Annotated in this window: 19 protein-coding genes; 8 read left to right on the forward strand and 11 right to left on the reverse strand. The window is 69.6% G+C overall.

The genetic code is table 11. The features are described 5' to 3' along the window. Positions 1-7: 7 nt before the first annotated feature. Genes ACO2Q0_RS21175 through ACO2Q0_RS21185 form a run of 3 tightly spaced genes read right to left on the reverse strand, consistent with a single transcriptional unit; the run spans position 8 to position 2236 of the window. Positions 8-598: a riboflavin synthase gene (locus ACO2Q0_RS21175; RefSeq protein WP_423353507.1), complete on the reverse strand. Its 591-nt coding sequence runs from the start codon at positions 596-598 to the stop codon at positions 8-10. A gap of 5 nt (positions 599-603) precedes the next feature. Continuing rightward, positions 604-1248 carry a RibD family protein gene (locus ACO2Q0_RS21180; protein WP_423353508.1) on the reverse strand — a complete coding sequence of 215 codons (645 nt, stop codon included), beginning with the start codon at positions 1246-1248 and terminating at the stop codon, positions 604-606. A 49-nt stretch (positions 1249-1297) separates the two neighbouring features. Further along, positions 1298-2236 carry a LysR substrate-binding domain-containing protein gene (locus tag ACO2Q0_RS21185; RefSeq protein ID WP_423353509.1) on the reverse strand — a complete coding sequence of 313 codons (939 nt, stop codon included), beginning with the start codon at positions 2234-2236 and terminating at the stop codon, positions 1298-1300. A gap of 108 nt (positions 2237-2344) precedes the next feature. Between ACO2Q0_RS21185 and ACO2Q0_RS21190 the strand changes: the two genes are divergently transcribed. Together ACO2Q0_RS21190 and ACO2Q0_RS21195 are read left to right on the forward strand one after the other, a co-directional pair. Then, positions 2345-2629: a DUF4242 domain-containing protein gene (locus ACO2Q0_RS21190; protein ID WP_423353510.1), complete on the forward strand. Its 285-nt coding sequence runs from the start codon at positions 2345-2347 to the stop codon at positions 2627-2629. Positions 2630-2695: 66 nt separating this feature from the next. After that, positions 2696-3607: a hypothetical protein gene (locus ACO2Q0_RS21195; RefSeq protein ID WP_423353511.1), complete on the forward strand. Its 912-nt coding sequence runs from the start codon at positions 2696-2698 to the stop codon at positions 3605-3607. A 93-nt stretch (positions 3608-3700) separates the two neighbouring features. On the opposite strand, the gene nrdR is transcribed toward ACO2Q0_RS21195, so the two are convergent. Both nrdR and glyA read right to left on the reverse strand, forming a co-directional pair. Then, positions 3701-4174: a transcriptional regulator NrdR gene (gene nrdR, locus ACO2Q0_RS21200; RefSeq protein WP_423353512.1), complete on the reverse strand. Its 474-nt coding sequence runs from the start codon at positions 4172-4174 to the stop codon at positions 3701-3703. 31 nt (positions 4175-4205) lie between these two features. Next, the gene (gene glyA / locus ACO2Q0_RS21205; protein ID WP_423353543.1) at positions 4206-5495 is read right to left on the reverse strand and encodes a serine hydroxymethyltransferase; all 1290 of its coding nucleotides are present in this window, start codon (positions 5493-5495) and stop codon (positions 4206-4208) included. A 190-nt stretch (positions 5496-5685) separates the two neighbouring features. On the opposite strand from glyA, the gene ACO2Q0_RS21210 reads away from it, so the two are divergent. The 4 genes from ACO2Q0_RS21210 (at position 5686) to ACO2Q0_RS21225 (ending at position 9320) form a co-directional block, all read left to right on the forward strand. Beyond that, positions 5686-6120, forward strand: a complete 435-nt coding sequence (locus ACO2Q0_RS21210) for a MucR family transcriptional regulator (RefSeq protein ID WP_423353513.1) — start codon at positions 5686-5688, stop codon at positions 6118-6120. A gap of 2 nt (positions 6121-6122) precedes the next feature. Continuing rightward, on the forward strand, positions 6123-6365 hold the full coding sequence (locus ACO2Q0_RS21215) for a hypothetical protein (protein ID WP_423353514.1): 243 nt from the start codon (positions 6123-6125) through the stop codon (positions 6363-6365). 86 nt (positions 6366-6451) lie between these two features. Further along, the gene (locus ACO2Q0_RS21220) at positions 6452-8296 is read left to right on the forward strand and encodes a hypothetical protein (protein ID WP_423353515.1); all 1845 of its coding nucleotides are present in this window, start codon (positions 6452-6454) and stop codon (positions 8294-8296) included. Positions 8297-8426: 130 nt separating this feature from the next. Further along, positions 8427-9320 (forward strand): hypothetical protein, encoded by an 894-nt coding sequence (locus ACO2Q0_RS21225; protein WP_423353516.1) that lies wholly within the window; start codon positions 8427-8429, stop codon positions 9318-9320. A gap of 85 nt (positions 9321-9405) precedes the next feature. Here ACO2Q0_RS21225 and hemA read toward each other — a convergent pair whose 3' ends face one another. Further along, positions 9406-10635: a 5-aminolevulinate synthase gene (hemA, locus tag ACO2Q0_RS21230; protein WP_423353517.1), complete on the reverse strand. Its 1230-nt coding sequence runs from the start codon at positions 10633-10635 to the stop codon at positions 9406-9408. Positions 10636-10832: 197 nt separating this feature from the next. On the opposite strand from hemA, the gene ACO2Q0_RS21235 reads away from it, so the two are divergent. Beyond that, positions 10833-11180: a GFA family protein gene (locus ACO2Q0_RS21235; protein WP_423353518.1), complete on the forward strand. Its 348-nt coding sequence runs from the start codon at positions 10833-10835 to the stop codon at positions 11178-11180. Between the two features lie 3 nt (positions 11181-11183). Here ACO2Q0_RS21235 and mmsB read toward each other — a convergent pair whose 3' ends face one another. The 4 genes from mmsB to ACO2Q0_RS21255 are packed head-to-tail and all read right to left on the reverse strand — an operon-like array spanning position 11184 to position 14967. Next, on the reverse strand, positions 11184-12074 hold the full coding sequence (gene mmsB, locus ACO2Q0_RS21240; RefSeq protein WP_423353519.1) for a 3-hydroxyisobutyrate dehydrogenase: 891 nt from the start codon (positions 12072-12074) through the stop codon (positions 11184-11186). Beyond that, a complete protein-coding gene (locus tag ACO2Q0_RS21245) occupies positions 12071-13132 on the reverse strand; it encodes an enoyl-CoA hydratase/isomerase family protein (protein WP_423353520.1) in 1062 nt (353 codons plus the stop codon). The genes mmsB and ACO2Q0_RS21245 overlap by 4 nt, the downstream gene beginning before the upstream one ends. Then, entirely contained in the window at positions 13129-14268 is a 1140-nt protein-coding gene (locus ACO2Q0_RS21250) for an isobutyryl-CoA dehydrogenase (protein WP_423353521.1), read from the reverse strand. The genes ACO2Q0_RS21245 and ACO2Q0_RS21250 overlap by 4 nt, the downstream gene beginning before the upstream one ends. Before the next feature lie 33 nt (positions 14269-14301). After that, a complete protein-coding gene (locus ACO2Q0_RS21255; RefSeq protein WP_423353522.1) occupies positions 14302-14967 on the reverse strand; it encodes a 2-hydroxychromene-2-carboxylate isomerase in 666 nt (221 codons plus the stop codon). Between the two features lie 82 nt (positions 14968-15049). Here ACO2Q0_RS21255 and hemB point away from each other — a divergent pair, with 82 nt between their 5' ends. Next, a complete protein-coding gene (gene hemB, locus ACO2Q0_RS21260) occupies positions 15050-16066 on the forward strand; it encodes a porphobilinogen synthase (RefSeq protein ID WP_423353523.1) in 1017 nt (338 codons plus the stop codon). Here the strand turns inward: hemB and ACO2Q0_RS21265 are convergent. After that, on the reverse strand, positions 16063-16923 hold the full coding sequence (locus tag ACO2Q0_RS21265; RefSeq protein WP_423353524.1) for an alpha/beta fold hydrolase: 861 nt from the start codon (positions 16921-16923) through the stop codon (positions 16063-16065). The two genes, hemB and ACO2Q0_RS21265, sit on opposite strands and share 4 nt — an antisense overlap. Positions 16924-16933 lie beyond the last annotated feature (10 nt).

Consider the following 16933-nt stretch of genomic DNA (forward strand, 5'->3'; position numbering starts at 1 on the left):
CGCCCCTTTAGGCGGTTTCGCGCCATCGTGCGAGATACCTGGCGAGCATGTCGATCTCCAGGTTCACCCGCGAGCCCGGCTTCAGCTCGCCCAGCGTGGTCACGTCCCAGGTGTGTGGGATCAGGTTCACGCCGAAGACGTCGTCCTCAACCTCGTTCACCGTCAGCGACACGCCCTCGACGGCGATGGACCCCTTGGGCGCGATGTAGCGGTGCAGCGGCCGAGGCGCGCGGATGCTGACGCGGTGCGAGCCGCCCTCCTCCGCCACGCTCACGACCTCGCCCACGCCGTCGACATGGCCCGATACGATGTGGCCGCCCAGCTCGTCGCCGACGCGGGCGGCGCGCTCCAGGTTCACCCGACGGCCCTCGCGCCACTGGTCCAGCGTCGTCTTCGACAGCGTCTCGCCCGACACCTCGACCGCGAACCAGCCCGGCCCCGTCTCGACGACCGTCAGGCAGCAGCCGGCGTGGCTGACCGAGGCGCCGATGTCGATGCCGGTGGTGTCGAAGGCCGTCTCGATCTCGAACCGGCGGTCGCGTTCGGTGTCGCGCACGGCGCGCACGCGCCCCACGTCGGTGACGATGCCGGTGAACATGCGGACTAGACCCTCTCGTAACGTTCCCAGAGGTCGTCGCCGACCTCGCGGACTTCCACCCGCCGGAAATGGGGCGCATCGATCAGCGCCGCAACGGCCAAGGCGCCGACGCCCGGTCGGCCCTCGCCGCCGATGACGATCGGCGCGCGGAACCACTCCAGACGATCGACCAGGCCGCAGCGCAGGAAGCTCGCCGCCACCTGCCCGCCGCCTTCGACGAAAATCCGGGAAAGACCTTCTCCGGCAAGGGCTTGCACGACCGTCTTCAGCTCCGGCCGGTCCTCGCCCACGGCTCGCACGCCCAGCACGCGGACGCCCGCCTCGACCAGCGCAGGCTCCGGCGGCGTGGTCGCCACCACATAGGTCGGGGTATCGCGCGCCGTCTTCACCAGCTTGCAGTCGGGCGTCAGCCGCTGGCGGCTGTCCAGCACGACGCGGGCCGGCTGGTGGCCGTTCCAGCCGGGCAGCCGCACCGTCAGCTCCGGATCGTCGGCCAGCGCCGTCTCGATGCCGACCAGGACGGCGTCGTGTTCGGCGCGCAGCTGGTGGACGGCCCGGCGCGCTGGCTCGCCGGTGATCCAGCGGCTCTCGCCGCCGCCGGTGGCGATGCGTCCGTCCAGAGACGTCGCCAGCTTCAGGGTGATGCTCATTCGCCGGCGTTCATGGCGGGAAAGACGCCGCGCCACAAGGCGTCCGCCGCTAGTCGGGCGCCGCCCCCACCGCGCCCGTCAGCCAGCTCCGCGTGGCCCTCGCCTCCTCGAGAAGCCAGTCGCGGAACCGCTGCACCGGCCGCCGCCCCTCGACGTCGGCCCGGAACCGCGCGTAGAAGCCGTGGGCGCTCCAGCGGCCGTTGGAGATCGGGTAAGGCAGGCCGATCTCGCCCGCGTCCAGCCGGTCGCCGATCAGCGCCAGCCCGCACAGCGTCACGCCCGCGTCCGCGGCGATCGCGTCGAGCGCCGCCGTGATCCGTCGGAAGCGCATGCCCCGCTCGGGCCCGCTGCGCTGCACGCCGTGCGCCGCCACCCAGTCGGGCCACGACAAGCCCGCGGGGTCGTCCTTGTAGAAGTCGAGATGGACCAGCGGGAAGCCTTCCAACCGTATCTCGCGCGGGATGACCGAGGTGCGCGCCACGTTCTCGGGCGAGGTCACCGGAGCCACATAGTCGCGGAACAGCAGGTCGGTGTTCGGCGCGTCGCGGGGCGGCCCGAAGCTGATCTCGCAGTCCACGCGGCCCAGCCGGTGGGGCGCGTCGCCCTCGCCGTTGATGTTGAAGAGGATGTTCGGGTGCGCCGCGCGGAAGCTCTCGAGACGAGGTCTCAGCCACAGATCGACGAAGTCGGAGGCCGCCGCCAGGTGCAGCTCGTGACCCCGCTGCAGTTCCAGCTCACGCGCCGCCGCCGCCAGTTCCTCGAACGCGCGGTTCAGATGGCCCATGGCCGGCAGCAGCCCCGGTCCCGGCCGCAGACCTGAGCGGCCGCGGGTCAGCAGTTCGACGCCCAGATAGTCTTCCAGCGCCTTCACCCGCTGGCCCACGGCCGCCGGCGTAATCCCCAGCGCCTCGCCCGCCGCCACGAACGAGCCCTTCCGGACGGCCAGCTCCAGCGCCTGGAGCGAACGGAGATATGTCGGCGCCACCATCCCTCGTCACTAAGCAAAACCTTTAGCGATGGCCAGATTGTTTAGATTGCGGCGTTCGGCGAGCGACGCGACACTGCAGCCATCGATGGAGATGTGGGAGGCGGCGCCATGGGCCAACTCAGACGTTTCCTGGTCGAGCGGGAAGTCCCCGGCATAGGCGGCATGTCCATTGTCGAACTGTGCGGGGTGGCGCGCGCCTCGAACCAGGCGATCGAGAAGATCGGCGGGACCATCCAGTGGCAGCACAGCTACGTGGCCGGGGACCGGACGTACTGCATCTACCTCGCCGACGGCGAGGACACGATCCATGCCCACGCCGAGCTCAGCGGCTTCCCGGTGAACCGGATCACCGAGGTGCCACAGATCATCGACCCGACAACCGCCAACAACTAGCGGCGGCCGGCTCCCCGTCGCGGCGTGCGCCCGGTGGGCGCGCGCGGCCGCGCCAGGAGAAGACACATGATCCAAGGCCACAGCTACGAGCGCCTGCTCGAGATCTCCAAGCGCGTGAACTGGCGCGTGGAGGACATCATCGGTCCCGACAAGCCGATGGACTTTTCCAAGCCCTTCATGCCCGAGAGCTTCGCCCGCACGGCCGAGCTAGACTTCCTGGGCGCCGCCGAACGGCTGAAGCTGAATCAGATCCGCGGCTTCGGCTATCTGGCCATGTTCGAGCTGGTGGAGCGCTGCATCCTGCCCGCCATCGAGGCGCACGTGCCGTCGAAGCCTGGCCAGGACCCGCACCGGTCGGCCGCCCTCCAGAACTTCGCCGCGGAGGAAGCCAAGCACATCGAGCTCTTCGTGCAGTTCCGGAAGGCGTTCGCCGAAGGCTTCGACGTCCCGTGCGCCGTGATCGGCCCGGCCGAGGACATCGGCGCCATGATCCGCAGCCACGGCAAGCTCGCCGTCGCGCTCTTCGTGCTGGCCATCGAGTGGGCCACCCAGCAGCACTGGCTGGAAAGCGTCCAGGACGAGGAAGGCCTCGACCCGCAGTTCAAGAGTCTCCTCAAGCATCATTGGATGGAGGAGTCCCAGCACGCGAAGCTCGACGCCCTCGTCTTCTACGAGCTTGCCGAGAAGGCGGGCCCCGACGGCGTCATGCAGGCCGTCGACGAGTTTCTGCAGATCGGCGCGTTCATCGACAGCGGCCTGGGCGAGCAGGTGAAGCTCGATCTCGCGGCGCTGGAATCGGTCATCGGGCGCCGCCTCACTGAGGCGCAGCGCGTGCGGTTCCTGGGCCAGCAGCACCAGGCCCAGCGCTGGACCTTCCTGGGTTCGGCGCTGGTCAACCAGGGCTTCCTGAAGGCGCTCGGCGAAGTCAGCCCGGCCGGCCGCGCCCGGCTCGAGGAGGTCGCGCCGATCTTCTGCTAGGCCGAAGCCCGGCGGCGTTCCGCGAGAGCGTCGCCGGAGGACTGGCCAGGGACGTCGGCCGGAGCCGCGAACCCGGCCGGCGTCCCGCCCCCCCTAGCGGCCTTCGTCGACCGCTTCGCTGAGCCCCTCTTCGCCCAGGAAGCGGGCGAAATCCTCGGTCTCCTTGAAGTCACGGTAGACCGAGGCGTAGCGGACATAGGCCACGTCATCGAGCTGCTTGAGCTGCTTCATCACCAGCTCGCCGACGGCCGACGACGAGATCTCGGTCTCGCCCATGCTCTCAAGCTGGCGCACGATCACCGAGATCATCCGCTCGACGCGCTCGGGCTCCACCGGGCGCTTGCGCAAGGCGATCGCCAGCGAACGCGCCAGCTTGTCCCGATCAAAGGGCGAGCGCCGCCCCGACCGCTTCACGATCGTCAGCTCACGCAGCTGCACCCGCTCGAAGGTGGTGAACCGACCCTCGCACTGCGGGCAGAGCCGGCGCCTGCGGATCGCCGCCCCGTCTTCCGACGGGCGGCTGTCCTTTACCTGGGTTTCGTCGTGGCCACAGAACGGGCAGCGCATATCTAGCCCCCTACGCGGCCACTTAACGCTATTAGGAGTAGATGGGGAAGCGCTTCGTCAGCGCCAGAACCTCGCCCCGCACCTTCTGCTCGACGTGGCTGGAATCCTCGCCGGTCGAGACCGCGTCCAGCACCTCGCCGATCCAGCGGCCGATCTGGCGGAACTCCTCGACGCCGAAACCCCGCGTGGTGCCGGCGGGCGAACCCACCCGCAGTCCCGAGGTCTGCATCGGCGGCAGCGGGTCGCCCGGGATCGAGTTCTTGTTGGTGGTGATCCCGGCGCGCTCCAGCGCCACCTCGGCCTGCGCGCCCGAGACGTTCTTCGGCGTCAGGTCGACCAGCATCAGGTGGCTGTCGGTGCCGTTGGAGACGATCTTGAAGCCGACGCTCTGCAGGCTGTCGGCCAGCGCACGCGCGTTCTCGATGACCTGCTTGGCGTAGGTCTTGAACTCGGGCTGCAGCGCCTCGCCGAACGCCACCGCCTTGGCGGCGATCACGTGCATCAGCGGGCCGCCCTGCAGCCCCGGAAAGACGGCGCTGTCGATCTTCTTGGCCAGCTTCTTGTCGTTGGTCATCACCAGGCCGCCACGCGGGCCGCGCAGGGTCTTGTGCGTGGTCGTCGTCACGATGTGGGCGTGCGGGAACGGGTTCGGGTACTCCCCCGCCGCGATCAGGCCGGCGTAGTGGGCCACGTCGCACATCAGCACCGCATCCACCTCGTCGGCGATCTCGCGGAACTTCTTGAAGTCGATCTGGCGCGAATAGGCCGAGCCGCCGGCGATGATCACCTTCGGGTTGTTGGCCTTCGCGACCTCATAGGCCTCGTCGTAGTCGATCAGGTGATCCTGGGCGCGCACGCCGTAGGCCACCGGCTGGAACCACTTGCCCGACTGGTTGACGCTCTTGCCGTGCGTCAGGTGACCGCCGTGGTCCAGGTTCATGCCCATGAACACGTCGCCGGGCTTCATGGTGGCCATGAAGACCGCCTGGTTGGCCTGGCTTCCCGAGTGCGGCTGGACGTTGGCGAACTCGCAGCCGAACAGTTGCTTGGCGCGCTCGATGGCGATGGTCTCGACCTCGTCGACCACCTCGCAACCGCCGTAGTAGCGCTTGCCCGGGTAGCCTTCCGCGTACTTGTTCGTCAGCACGCTGCCCTGGGCGTCCAGCACCGCCTTGGAGACGATGTTCTCCGAGGCGATCAGCTCGATCTGCTCCTGTTGGCGCCTCAGTTCGCCGTTCAGGATGGCGGCCACGTCCGGGTCCGCTTGGCCCACGCCCTTTCCGAAGAACTCGTCCGTCTGGGCTTGCGATTGCACGTGCACGTTCAAGGGCGGGCCTCTCTGGGGCTGGATGAGTCCGGTGGCGGCGGAGCGGGTTCTTTACTCTCTTGGCGCGCCGGTTCCAACCGCCCGAAAGGCGGGAACAAACCCGATCGTGCGGCGTTGTCGGTTCAGGCCGGGGTGCAGGCGCGCGCCTCCGGTCTCCCAGTGCAGCGTGGAAGAAGGGGCATCTATGAGCGTTGGACCCGACACCGGGGCTCCGTCGGGAGAAGACATCCTGCGCCTTGGCGCGGGCATCGTCGCCGCCTACGTCAGCCGTAACGCGGTTTCGGCGGAAGCCGTGCCGGACATCATCCGGACGGTCCATCACACCCTCGAGCAGCTCACCCGCGGCCCGGTCGCGCCGGTGGCGGAGGAGCGGCCCAAGCCCGCCGTCTCGATCGGCCGGTCCGTCCAGCACGACTACATCGTCTGCCTCGAGGACGGGAAGAAGCTCAAGATGCTCAAGCGGTACCTGCGGTCCCGCTACGATATGAGTCCCGATGAATATCGCAGGCGCTGGGGCCTGCCGCCGGACTATCCCATGGTCGCGCCGGCCTATGCCGCCCGCCGCTCCGACTTCGCCAAGAAGATCGGACTCGGACGCGGCGTCCGACGGAGGAAATGACGATGCCCCGGGTCACGACCGATCCAGCCCTGCGGCCGTTCAGCGAGAGCGGCTATGAGATCCTCGACGAGGAGCTGGACACCCGCCGCGAGGTGGCGATCTGGTCCGTCGACCCGCTGACGCCGAGACTGGGCGACCTCTTTACGGTCGAGAGCCGCGGCGTGGTGCACGAGATCGCCGTCGTCCAGCTCGCCACCTTCAGGGGCGGCTGGAGCGCGGTCTGCCGGGTGACCGACGTCTTCTGAGCGCCGTCGCGCCACCGCCAAAATCTTGACTTTCAACGCGGCGCACGCCGCTATTCCGCCGGGTGTCGTCCGGGGGGAAAGCGTCCATGCAGCCTGTGTACGGCAAGCGCCGGGCCGCCCGCGCCGCACTCGGCGCGGCGTGCCTGGCCTTGGGTGCGCTCGCCGCCGCCGGGCCAGCTCGGGCCAGCCCGTCGATCGTCGAATGGTCCGTCGGCCGCCGGCGCGAGCCCGAGGCCGCGCGCGACCGGGCCGACATCGTCACACAGCTCCGCAGCCGCCCGCAGGACGCCGGGTTGCACCTGCGGCACGGCCGGCTGCTCACGAACGAGTACCTCACGCACCGCACGGCCGACTGGCGACCGGCCGCCGCGGCGTTCGAATTCGCGCTCCAGCTGGACCCGAGCCTCTCCTCCGCACGGCTGGAACTCGGCCGTCTCTACGCCGCCGTAGGCCGCGCCAGCCTCGCCAGCCAGCTGTTTGGGGAATACGTCTCGCTGCAGCCGGACGACGGTGCGGCGTTCGCCGATCTCTCGCTCGCCGCCCTTCGCAGCGGCGACCTGACCGTCGCGCTTTGGGCAGGACGTCGGGGCGCCAGCCTGTCGGGCGGCGCACGGGAAGTCGCGGCGGCGGCCATGGCCGCGGGCGTCCTGGAGGCGCCGGACGCCGCCTCGCTGCAGGGACGGCTGAGCGGCCTTGACCCGGCTCTCGCCGCGTCCGTGACCCGCGATGTCGCCGCATGGCGCCAAGGCGCCCGTCTTGCCGCAGCGCTGCCGCCGCCCAAGCTCCAGGTCGCCGCGCCTTCGCCGGTCGCCGGCGCGCCGGCGCCGCAGGCCGGAACCCTGCCCTGGCCGTCCGTAGCGCCGACGACCTCAGGGGCCATGCTGACCTCTGACTGGCGCAGCTGCGATCCCATTGCGGCCGCCGCCCGCGCCGCGGCCAGCGCGGCGCTGACGAGCAGCACGTTCGGTCAATCCGTGTCCGGCGGCGCCGGGACGACCCCGATCTCGCCCCAGCCTCTGCAGCCGCTGGCCGGTCCCTGCGCCGACACCCCGCAACCGCCCATGGCCGTTATCGAGGCGGTGATCGTGCGGCAGGTGGACGAGCTCGCCGACGTCCGCGGCGTGAACCTCCTCTCAACGCTTCAGCTCGTCGCGCGCGGCCGCCTCCGGGTCGCGGAGGAGCGGCCCACCGGGACCGAGCCCGCGAACAACAACTTCCTGACGGTCTCGCTGCCCGATGGCGGGCTCACCTACCTGATGAACATCCTGGAAGACCGTTCGGCGCAGGCCGATGTCCTGGCCAAGCCGTCGCTGGTGGCGCTGGACCGCACGCCGTCCCTGTTCTTCTCGGGCTCGACCATCGCGGTGCCGGTGATAGGCCAGTACTCCGGCACGCTCCAGGAAAAGGTGATCGGCGTTTCACTGGCCGTCACGCCGACCTTCCTGTCCGACGACGAGATGCTCCTGGCCGTGAACGCCGGACGCTCCTTCCTCGAGGCGGAGGTGGACGCCCAGGTCGATCAGGGCATCCAGACCACGACCAACACCGTCACCGCCAATGTCCGCATCCGCTTTGGCGAGACGCTTGTGCTCTCCGGCCTGGTCGAACGCGAAGACGGTCGGATCGGCAGCGAGGTCCCTGTGCTCGGGCGCGTGCCTGGCGCCAACCTGTTCCTGGCGCAGAAGACCCGGCGCAGCACGCGCCACAACGTCCTCGTCCTGCTTACCCCCCGTCGGGCGAACGAGACGGGCCAACCGGCGAACTCGGACGACAGCCTGCTCGCCGAGCGTCACGACCGCCGTCTCGCAGACGCGGTGGCCGCCCTCGCGCGCACCGAGACGCCCGAGGCCGCCCAGCTCGACGAGCTCGCCCGCCGCCTCTCCCGCGCCGATCTGCTGGACAAGCTTCCGATCACCACGCCCGCGCGCTAACGCCACGGCGAGCAAGCCCACGTTCCGCATCGCCGGTTCCTCGCCGTGGCTGGAACCGACGCAGCTTGGCCCGCGGCCGCGCCGCCCCTATGGTGACGCTTGTTTCGTCGCCGTTCGCTCCGGAGGGCCCATGTCCCGCGTGTTGCGCACGCTTGCCGCCGTCCTCGCCGTGGCCGCCGTGTACGCCGGCGGCCGTACAGCCCAGGCGCAGCCGGTCTATCTGCCCACCCTGCACCAGAGCCTGGACGTGCAGGCGGCCAACCTCCTCGCCAGTGCTCCGGCGACGGGAAATCAGCCGCGCCAGACCCTCGGGCGGGTCCTGAGCTTCCGCGTGGGGCGGGTCCAGTTCGCGGCGGCGCCGGCGGTCCGTTACTCCGTTCTGCCAGGCTATGCGTGGGTGGTCGGGACGTGCCCCACCGACACGAACTCAAACAGCACGCCGAAACTGCCGCCAGCGTCGCCGAACGAGCCGCAGAGCGGCCCCCCGCCAACGCTTGCCGCACAGCCGATGTCGCTGGCCGGCAGAACCGCCATGGTCGGCCTGCCGCCGCCGCCCCAGCCTCCGGTCTCAGCCTTCGACTATTCCCTCAGCGTCGAGATCGACAAGACCACGACCCTCAGCCCCCTGCTGAGCGGGTACGAGGATGCGCTGACCACCGCCTGGGCCACCGCCGCGGTGTCGGGCCTAGGCGCTGCGCCTGCGTCCTCGCCGCCGCGCCCGCTCCTGAACGGGGCCGACGCGCCGCGGCTTGGCGCGACGTCGTTCCTCGTGCTGCCGGTCATGGCATACTACGACCTTGAGGGCGCGGCCTATTCGGCGCCGGTCGGTCTTGGCCAGTTCACCGGCCTCACGACCGCGACAGGCGCCGAGACCATGCTTGAGGCGCCCCCCTCAGCGGAGCTGACGTTGAACGTCGCGGGCCAGCTCAGCGGCGGCCGTTGGGGCCAGGGCGCTGGTCTCCTGTTCATCCCGAATCCTGCAGGCGCCGCGACGACCCGATGGCGGCCGGGGAGCTCGGCCTGAACGGCGTCTCCACAGACGGCGTGATCACCCGCACGGACGCGATCTTCGTCCGCTACTGGGGGGCCTCACCCGGGGGAGCCGTCCCCTAGGCCGCGACGCCGCCGACGCGCTTGATGTTGCAGTGGACCCAGAGCGCTTCCAGCGCGTGGGCCAGCTTGTCCATCATCTCGTCCGTATGCGCGGGCGAGGGCGTGAACCGCAGCCGCTCGGTGCCGCGCGGCACGGTCGGGTAGTTGATCGGCTGGACGTAGATGCCGTGCTCTTCCAGCAGGATGTCCGAGATCATCTTGCAGTGCACCGGGTCGCCGACCAGCACCGGCACGATGTGGCTGACCGACGGCATCACCGGCAGGCCGGCCTTGGCCAGGCGCGCCTTCAGGGTCGCCGCCCGCTCCTGGTGCGCCTCGCGGACCTCGTTGTGCGCCTTGAGATAGCGGATCGAGGCCGCGGCGCCGGCGGCGAGCGCCGGCGGCAGCGAGGTCGTGAAGATGAAGCCGTCGGCGTAGCTGCGGATGGCGTCGACGATCACCGCATCGGCGGCGATGTAGCCGCCCATGACGCCGAACGCCTTGCCCAGCGTGCCTTCGATGATGTCGATCTCGCCCATCAGCCCGTCGCGCTCGGCGACGCCGGCGCCGCGAGGACCGTACATGCCGACCGCGTGGACCTCGTCGATGTAGGTCATCGCGCCGTACTTGCGGGCCAGGGCGATGGTGCCGGCGATGTCGGCGATGTCGCCGTCCATCGAATAGACGCTCTCGAAGGCGATCAGCTTGGGCGCGCTGGGATCGGCCGCCGCGAGCAGGCTCTCCAGGTGCTCCAGGTCGTTGTGCCGGAAGACGTGGCGCTGCTCGCGCTTGCCCGCCCGGATCCCGGAGATCATCGAATTGTGGTTCAGCTCGTCCGAGAAGACCTGCAGGCCGGGCAGGATCTTGTAGAGCGTCGAGAGCGTCGCCTCGTTCGAGACGTAGCCCGACGTGAACAGCAGCGCCGATTCCTTGCCGTGCAGGTCGGCGAGCTCACGCTCCAGCTCGACGTGATAGTGCGTGGTCCCCGAGATGTTGCGCGTGCCGCCCGAGCCGGCGCCGGCTTCCTCGATCGCCTTGTGCATGGCGTCGAGCACCACGGGGTTCTGGCCCTGGCCCAGGTAGTCGTTCGAGCACCAGACGGTGACCTCGGTCTCCGAGCCGTCGGCCCGGGTCCAGGTGGCCCGGGGAAACTCGCCGCGGTGTCGCTTCAGGTCCGCGAACACGCGGTACCGGCCCTCGGACCGGATGTTCTCCAGAGCGGTGCGGAAAGCAGACCTGTAATCCATCGACTTGTCCCGGCGTGTCGCTGCGAAGCGCCGGCCCCTTGAATACGACTGCCTTTTGGCGCCGGGATTTCACAAAGTCCATAAACTCGGACGTCGCAGCCGCTCAGGTTTCGTGACCGACCGCGCAGATTTCATGAGCCGCAGTGTCTGTCTCCGCGGCGTGGTACGTCCTTGATTCAGGTCAACGGGAGAAGTCGATGTCCATCCGCCTGAGCTGTCATTGCGGCGCCGTCGTCGCCGACGCCGCCGTGGAAGTCCCTGCCGAGGCGATCGAGTGCAACTGCTCGATCTGCCGGCGCAAGGGCACGATCCTTTCGGCGATGTCCCGCGACGATCTGACGGTCGAGGCCGCGCCGGGCGCGCTGGCCACCTACCGGTTCAACAAGCACGTGGTGCAGCACCATCACTGCAACACCTGCGGCTGCACCGTCTTCGCCGAGGGCGAGGTGCGCGGCGCCCGCATGGCGATGATCAACCTGCGTTGCGCCGAGGATCTGGACCTCTCGAGGGTCAAGATCATCCCGTTCGACGGCGCGTCGATGTAGTCGTCAGGCCGGCAGCTTGCCCCGCAGCATCTCGAGAATCGCCGAGAAGTCCTTGCCGCCGCCGCCCAGCCGGTCGAACAGCGCGTAGAGCCCCTCGGCGCTGGCCCCCAGCGGCGTCGCCGCACCGGCCTTGGCCGCGGCCTCCTGCGCGAGCTTGAGGTCCTTCAGCATCATCGCCGTGGCGAAGCCGCCCTCGTAGTTGCGGTTCGAGGGCGCCGTCGGCACCGGTCCCGGCCAGGGGCAATAGCTCGTCAGGCTCCAGCACTGGCCCGACGACTGCGAGCTGATCTCGTGGAACTTCACGGGGTCCAGGCCCAGCTTCTCGGCGAGCGCGAGGGCTTCGCAGACCCCGATCATCGAGACGCCCAGGACCATGTTGTTGCAGATCTTGGCCGCCTGCCCCGCGCCATGGTCGCCGGCCCGGATGGTCGCCCGGCTCATCGGGGCGATGACGGCCTCCACTTCGGCGAAGTCGGCCTCGTCGCAGCCCACCATGAAGGCCAGCGTGCCGGCCTCGGCCGCCGCCGTCCCGCCTGAGACCGGCGCGTCGGCGAATCGGAAGCCCAGGTCCTTGGCTTGCTTGGCCACCGCCCGGGCGCTCTCCACGTCGATCGTGGAGCAATCGATCAGGAGCGCGGTCTTCGGAGCGTTCGGGAACACCTGCTCGGCATAGACCTGCCGCACGTGCGGACCGGCCGGCAGCATGGTGACGACGGCGTCGGCGTCTTTCACGGCCTCGGCCACCGAGGCGGCCTTGGCGCAGCCCGCGCCCGCCGCCTTGTCCAGCGCCGCGGCGGACAGGTCGAACGCCATGACCTCGCGGCCCGCCTTAGCCTGGTTGGCGGCCATCCCGCCGCCCATGTTGCCGAGGCCGATGAAGGCAATACGCGTCATTGGGAAAGCTCCGGAAGCGGCGTCCATTCCTGATCGGCCGGCAGGGGGGCGAAGATCTCGTCCAGCATCGCCTCGGTGACGCCCTCCACCGTGGCGGGGCTCCACTTCGGGGCGTTGTCCTTCTCGACGATCACCGCCCGAACGCCTTCGATGAAGTCGTGCTTCTGAACCACGCGCGCGCCGATGCGGTACTCGGTGGCCATGTTCTCGGCGAAGGTCTGCGCCGCCGCCCCGAGTTGGAGCTGGCGGAAGGCCACCTTCAGGGTCTGCGGCGACTTGGTCGCCATCACCTTCAGCTGTTCGGCGGCCCAGTCTGTGCCGGCCGCCTCCAGCGCCGAGAGGATCGCCTCGACGCTGGGCTGCCCGAACAGCCTGGCGATCTCGTCCTGATGCTGGGCCAGCGGCGGACGGCCGGGATCGGCCTCGAACTCGGTCAGCAGCGTCTCGGCCTTCGCGGGATCGGCCACGATCACGGCCTTCAGTTCGGCTACCCGCCCGCTCTCCACATAGTCGGTCGCGACCCCGATCAGCTCGCAGTCCGCCGCCTTGATCCGCGCCCCCGTCAGCGCCAGCCACAGGCCGATGTGCTCGGGCATCCGGCTCAGGTACCAGCCGCCGCCGACGTCCGGAAACAGGCCGATCCCGGTTTCCGGCATGGCGAAGGTGGTCCGCTCGGTCGCCACCCGGAAGCGGCAGGGCCGCGACAGCCCCACGCCGCCGCCCATGGTGACGCCGTCCATGATCGCGATCGTCGGCTTCGGATAGCGGAACAAGAGGTCGTTCAGCCGGTACTCGGTGTGGAAGAACTCGCGCGCCGCCGCGCCATCGCCCTGCCCGCTCTCGGCCAGCATGCGGATGTCGCCGCCGGCGCAGAAGCCCCGCTCTCCCGAGTGGTCCAGCAGGACGAGCTCGACCGCCGGATCGTCCTTCCAGGCCAGCAAGGCGGCGGTGATGTCGCGGCACATCCGCGTCGTCAGCGCGTGCAGCGCCTGCGGCCGGTTCAGGGTGATGCGGCCGACACGGCCCTCCACGCGGGTGATGACTTCAGGCTCGCTCATCCGCGCAACAGCTCCCGGGCGATGATCACCCGCATGATCTCGTTGGTGCCTTCGAGGATCTGGTGGACCCGCAGGTCGCGCACGATCCGCTCCAGCGGGAAATCCCTCAGGTAGCCGTAGCCGCCATGCAGCTGCAGCGCCTGGTTGGCGACCTCGAAGCCGCCGTCGGTGGCGAAGCGCTTGGCCATGGCGCAGTACTGCGTCGCCTTCAGGTCCTTGTTGTCGAGGGCGTGCGCCGCGCGCCGCACCATCAGCCGCGCCGCCTCCAGCTCGGTGGCCATGTCGGCCAGCCGCCACTGCAGCCCCTGGAATTCCTTAAGAGCCTGGCCGAACTGCTTGCGGCTGCTCAAATATTCCCGCGCCGTGTCCAGCGCCAACGCCGCCCCGCCGAGACTGCAGGAGGCGATGTTGATCCGGCCGCCGTCCAGGCCCGCCATGGCGAACCTGAAGCCCTCGCCCTCCTCGCCGATCCGGTTCTGCGCGGGGACGCGACAGTCGTCGAAGTTCACCTGGGCGGTCGGCTGGGCGTTCCATCCCATCTTCCGCTCCTGCGCCCCGAACGACAGGCCAGGCGTGTCCTTCTCGACCACGAAGGCCGACACGCCCTTGGCGCCCTCGCCGCCAGTCCGCGCCATCACGACGTAGACGTCCGAGGTCCCGGCGCCGGAGATGAACGCCTTCGAGCCGTTCAGGACGTAGTGCTCGCCGTCCTTCCGCGCCGTCGTCTTCATCGCCGCCGCGTCCGAGCCGGAGCCCGGCTCGGTCAGGCAGTACGAGGCGATCAGCTCCATCGTGCAGAGCCTCGGCAGATAGCGCCGCCGCAGCTCCTCCGAGCCGAACCGGTCGATCATCCACGACGCCATGTTGTGGATCGAGATGAACGCCGCCGTCGCCACGTCGCCGTACGATAGCTGTTCGAAGACGATCGAGGCGTCCAGCCGCGACAGCCCCGAGCCGCCGACGTCTTCACGCACATAGAGGCCCGCGAAACCCAGCTCGGCCGCCTTGCGCAGCACGTCGACCGGAAAGTGCTTCTCCTCGTCCCATCTCGCCGAATGGGGCGAGAGCTCAGCGGCGGCGAAGGCGCGCGCGGCGTCCTCGATGGCCCGCTGGTCGTCCGTCAGGTTGAAATCCATGGCCCCGGAGTTCGCTCAGGGGCCGCCGTGGTGTCAATCCGGCCCTTGGGTCAGCCGGCGTTGCAGGCCTTGGGCCTTCATCCGCCAGACGAGCTGGTCGAAGCGGTCCTGGCCGAAGAACGGCTCGCCGCCGAACACCATCATTGGCACGCCCCAGTGGCCGGCGGCGCGCTGGTCGGCCTGGTTCTGCTCGACGATGGCCGCAAACCGCGCCGGGTCGGCATCGACCGACGCGGCGAGTTCGTCCCAGTCCAGTCCGGCGCGCTCCGTCGCCCTGGCCAAGTGGTCGCCCTCGTGCCAGCCCTCCACCTCGCCGCTCCAGATCACGCGGCTCACCTCGGCGAGGAATGGCAGGCCCCGGCCCCGCTCCGCCGCCGCCACGCCCAGGTGGGTCAGCCGGTGGATGTAGGGCTGCGGCACGCGGTAGTCGCCGTCGGGACCCCGCTGCACCGGGTCGGGCCGGGGCCAGCGGAACGGCAGGCCCAGGAACGCGGCCTCCCGGAACACGTCGACCATGAAGTAGCGCAGCCACAGCGGGTCCTGGTTGTCGAAGAACTCGGGCGTCCGCACCGCCAGCGGATAGACCGGCCGCACGTTGCAGAGCACGTCGTGCTCCGCCTCGAGCGCCAGCAGCCGGGGCGTCACCATGTACGAGTATGGCGAACGGAAGGACCAGTAGAGGTCATAGCTCAAGGTCATGTCGGGCTCCCCTCCGAAGCTAAGCCCTTAGCACGGCAAGAGGCTCTTGCCTCGCCGCCCGTCCGGGTCCAAAGCGCGGCCGATGACGAAAGCTCCCCTCGCCGCCTACCCCGCGCTCCGCCTGCGCCGCCTGCGCCAGGCCGACTGGACCCGCCGCCTGGTCCGCGAAACCGTGCTGACGCCGGCCGATCTCATCTGGTCGATGGTGGTCCACGAGGGCGAGGGCGAGATCCGCGTGGCCTCGATGCCGGGTGTGAACCGCCTCTCGGTGAAGGACGCCGCCAAGGCCGCCAAGGAGGCCAAGGCCCTGGGCATTCCCGCCATCGCGGTCTTCCCGCACATCGACGGCGCCAAGAAGGACGCCTCCGGCTCGCTGGCCCACGATCCGAACGGCGTGGTCTGCAACGCCGTGAAGGCCATGAAGGACGCCGCGCCCGAAGTCGGCATCATGTGCGACGTGGCCCTCGATCCCTTCACCGACCACGGCCACGACGGCCTCATCGAGAACGGCCGCATCCTCAACGACGCGACCATCGAGGCCCTGGTCCGGCAGGCGCTCGTCCAGGCCAAGGCCGGCTGCGATATCCTCGCCCCCTCCGACATGATGGACGGCCGCGTCGGCGCCCTGCGCACCGCCCTTGAGGCCGAGGGGCTTCAGGACGTGATGATCATGTCCTATGCGGCCAAGTACGCCTCGGCCTTCTACGGCCCCTACCGTGACGCCATCGGCTCCGGGAAGCTCGGCACGGGCTCGGTCGACAACCCGGGCGACAAGAAGACCTACCAGATGGACGCCGCCAACCACGCCGAGGCGCTGCGCGAGGTGGCTCTCGACATCGCCGAGGGCGCGGACATGGTCATGGTCAAGCCGGGAATGCCCTACCTCGACATCGTCCGCCAGGTGGTCGACGCCTTCCAGATGCCGACCTTCGCATTCCAGGTGTCGGGCGAGTACGCGATGCTGATGGCCGCCGCCCAGAACGGCTGGCTGGACGAAGAGCGCGCGATCCTGGAGAGCCTGGGCGCCTTTAAGCGCGCGGGCGCCTCGGGCGTCATCACGTACTTCGCACCCCGAGCGGCCCGTCTCCTCGGCGCCTAACGCGGTCCGACAAGCCACTCGCGCAGGATGGCGTTCACCTGCTCGGGCGCTTCCTGCTGCACCCAGTGCGAGACGCCCGGCAACCGGCGGATCGTGAGGTTCTCGACGTAAGCATCCGTGCCGTCGAGGGTTTCCAGCCCCAGCGCGGCGTCCTCCTCGCCCCAGACGATCAGCGTCGGCGTCGTGATCTTCGGCCAGTCGCGATCCTGCAGCCGATAGCGCACCGCGGCGCGATACCAGTTGATCATCGCCCGCATGGCGCCGGGCTTCAGCGCGTTGGCCGCGTAGTGGTCCAGCACCGCGGGCGGAAAGCGGCTCTTGTCGATGGCCATGCCGTGAAAGGCCCGGCGGATCGCCCTCGCTCGGCCCGCCGTCATCATCCGCTCCGGCAGCCACGGAATCTGGAAGAAGCCCACGTACCAGGACCGCCGCCGCTGGGCGGCCGACCGCTTGATCACCGCGCCGAACACCGCCGGGTGCGGCACGTTCATGATCACCAGCCGCTCCAGCAGCCGCACCTTCTGCGTCGCGAAGGTCCAGGCCACCAGCGCGCCCCAGTCGTGGGCCAAGAGCGTCACTTCGCGCGCGCCGCTGGCGTCGATCAGGGCGGCGACGTCCTCCAACAGGCGTTCGATGCGATAGCTGGCCACGTCCTGCGGCTTCGGCTCGGTGTCGCCATAGCCCCGCAGGTCCGGCGCCCAGGCGCGGTAGCCCAGATCCGCCAGCAACGGGAGCTGATGCCGCCACGAGAACCGGCTCTCGGGAAAGCCGTGCAGGCACAGCGCGAGACGATCGCCCTCGCCAGCCTCGTCAACCGCGAACCTGAAGCCGTTGGCCTCCACCGTTCTCGTGGTCATCCCGTCTCCA

The organism is Phenylobacterium sp. VNQ135 (assembly GCF_049445735.1).
Classification (GTDB): domain Bacteria; phylum Pseudomonadota; class Alphaproteobacteria; order Caulobacterales; family Caulobacteraceae; genus Phenylobacterium.